The 2,375-nt window shown below is 31.2% G+C and carries 3 protein-coding genes; 1 reads left to right on the top strand and 2 read right to left on the bottom strand.

Features of this window, described 5'->3' with window-relative positions:
* Positions 1-392: 392 nt before the first annotated feature.
* Both AC3WLU_RS26665 and AC3WLU_RS26660 read right to left on the bottom strand, forming a co-directional pair.
* Positions 393-665, bottom strand: coding sequence for a hypothetical protein (locus tag AC3WLU_RS26665; protein WP_492598219.1), 273 nt, complete (start codon positions 663-665; stop codon positions 393-395).
* Positions 643-963 carry an RNA polymerase sigma factor gene (locus tag AC3WLU_RS26660; protein ID WP_413005483.1) on the bottom strand — a complete coding sequence of 107 codons (321 nt, stop codon included), beginning with the start codon at positions 961-963 and terminating at the stop codon, positions 643-645. The genes AC3WLU_RS26665 and AC3WLU_RS26660 overlap by 23 nt, the downstream gene beginning before the upstream one ends.
* A gap of 399 nt (positions 964-1,362) precedes the next feature.
* On the opposite strand from AC3WLU_RS26660, the gene AC3WLU_RS26655 reads away from it, so the two are divergent.
* Positions 1,363-1,509: a hypothetical protein gene (locus tag AC3WLU_RS26655; RefSeq protein WP_156404311.1), complete on the top strand. Its 147-nt coding sequence runs from the start codon at positions 1,363-1,365 to the stop codon at positions 1,507-1,509.
* The last annotated feature ends 866 nt before the right edge of the window (positions 1,510-2,375 follow it).

Below are 2,375 nucleotides of genomic sequence, written 5' to 3'. Positions count from 1 at the left end.
CTTTTTTGATAGTGTGTGCTCACTTAAAATTTAACGTTGGCGCTTTGTTTTGTTCAGTTTTCAAAGAGCAATTTGTTGTAGTTTTTTTCAACTAATTCATCGTAACATAACGTTGAATAGTTGTCAACTTCTACGAAGTATTTCTTTTTTTAAATCGCTCATTAATTAGGCGACTTCATTATCATACTGCTATTTTTCTTTAGTGTCAACATTTAATCCGTAAAATAAGAATCTCTAATAACACTTTCCTCTTGAAACCATCTTGTTAATGAATACAAAAAAAACACCCTACGTGTTTCATCTTTAAATTAATCTACTGGGACGCACTAAAATAATCGATGGATCATTCAATATGAATATAAAAATTCGTACGAACAGACTATTGAGAGACATCACCAATTAACAACAGTTCCTAAATCATAACCACTAGGGGTAATAGGCTCATTCTTCCTAAGTATCCCCTCGTTCTTAATGACGATGGCAGCTTTATTGTACCCAATAGGATAGATCGTTGTAGGTTTCTGTTTTACAGAAGCATTTTCTTGCAACCAATCTTCTATATCTGCTACTGGTAAAACAGCTAACAAATTAAGTTTTTTATTATACTTTTTAAAAATGGCAAGAAGTTGTTTTTCTTCTTTTTCAGTCACTTCTGTTGTGGGCAATTTTGTCTTCCGAATAAATAAGTTCAGCTTCAGGAGAAGTATGCATTGCGTCATCTTGAAGCATATGTCTTTGTTGTTTCTTATTACGTTCAAGATGCTTATAATAGGAGTGCTTCGCTATTTGACAAAGCCAAACTGACATTTTACATTCACCATTATATCTATCAATGGATTTTACAGCTTGATAGAAGGTTTCTTGTGTTAGTTCTTCTGATAAATCTGAGTTATGACAAAGACACATTAGATATTTAACAACTTCTTCAGCATAATTGCTATAAATTTCATCTAGTTCTCCCAAGCCTTTTCCTCCTTTCGTCTATATATCCGATTCAAGTCAATTTTGTTACAAAAAATATTTTTTTATTGGCAACAGAAAACCGCCAAACAAAATGGCGGCTAAAGCATTTAATTCAACATAACTAACCTCCCCGTTACTTTAAGTGAAATGTTTCACAATATGTTCTCTTATACAAACAAGAATCTTTTTAATGTTTGTTTCCTTTAGCCTCTATTTGCACGTGTGAAATGAACAAAGCAGCATAAGACATATATTAGAGTGAACTATGTAAGCTGATTTTTCATAATACATTCCATTTTCCTTCTTTTATTGAATATTTCAACTGATTACATTCCTTGCAAAAACAAGAATAAGAAGAGGGGCAGGACACAAACTATGCTAAAAAGGAGTGTGTATATCATGGATGAAAAGGGTTTAAAACAGAACGCTAGTAATACTTTACGTACGAATAAAAAGAAAACTTTAGAAATAATAGCAAGTGTTGATGAGTTGAAAAAAGAGCATGAACCAGAGTATGTCTTTTTATATTGGGATGAATTGAGATAAGTATCTTAAGAAGAGAAAGAGAAATTGAAATGGATATTGGATAGAATAATACCAAAATAAAGAAATTCTCCTTATTGAGAATTTCTTTCAATCCAGTAGGATATTCAAGTAATGTACCCGTTAGTTGAACAAGATTTTGACAAGTGTATAAGTCTTATCTTTCAGACTTCTTTTTAAAAACAAAGAAAATCAATAAACAAATGACCAAATATATTAATGCTTGAACAGTTGAATTTTCACTATGAAAATTGTGAATGCCATTGGCACGAAGTATGGAACAAATAACAACGGAAAGAATTGCAGCGATAAATATAGAAATAAAGACTCTTTTGCCCATGAAATTTCACTCACTTTTGGTATTTTATTTTAAATGTTTTAAAACATAGGTCATAAAGGTATTCAAATTCCTCCGCCTAGATGACCAATACACAATCCAATCATCTATTCCAGTTCCATAAGTTTTTGGTATTAAAGTATTTAACGCTTTTATTACCTCTTTTTTATCCTTAATCGATCTTTTCTCTAATTGACTTAACACAGGACATTCTTTAGGTTGTGCGTATCCTTGAATTGAACAAAAAAACAACATCGGAATGGTAACAATCAATATATATAGCCTTTTCATAAAACTCAACTCAAAATTTATCTTTCTTAATTTTAAGAAAAATAGTCCAGTATTTGAGGTTTAATAGCTCAATTGTTATTCAACTAATCTCCCTCAATAAACAAACACTTATCTCTTAAATACGCAGTTTTTCTCAATATTGCTATCTAACTTGTTTAACTTTACAGATTTGGTTAGAGCGAAAAGAACACAATCAAGCTGTTTACGAAGAAAATAAGCGCAAGAAACCAGCCAACCTTCG

This window comes from Peribacillus sp. FW305-BF15, assembly GCF_058783805.1.
The sequence above is the reverse complement of the archived record's forward strand: the minus strand, read 5'-3'. Positions and strand labels throughout refer to the sequence as shown.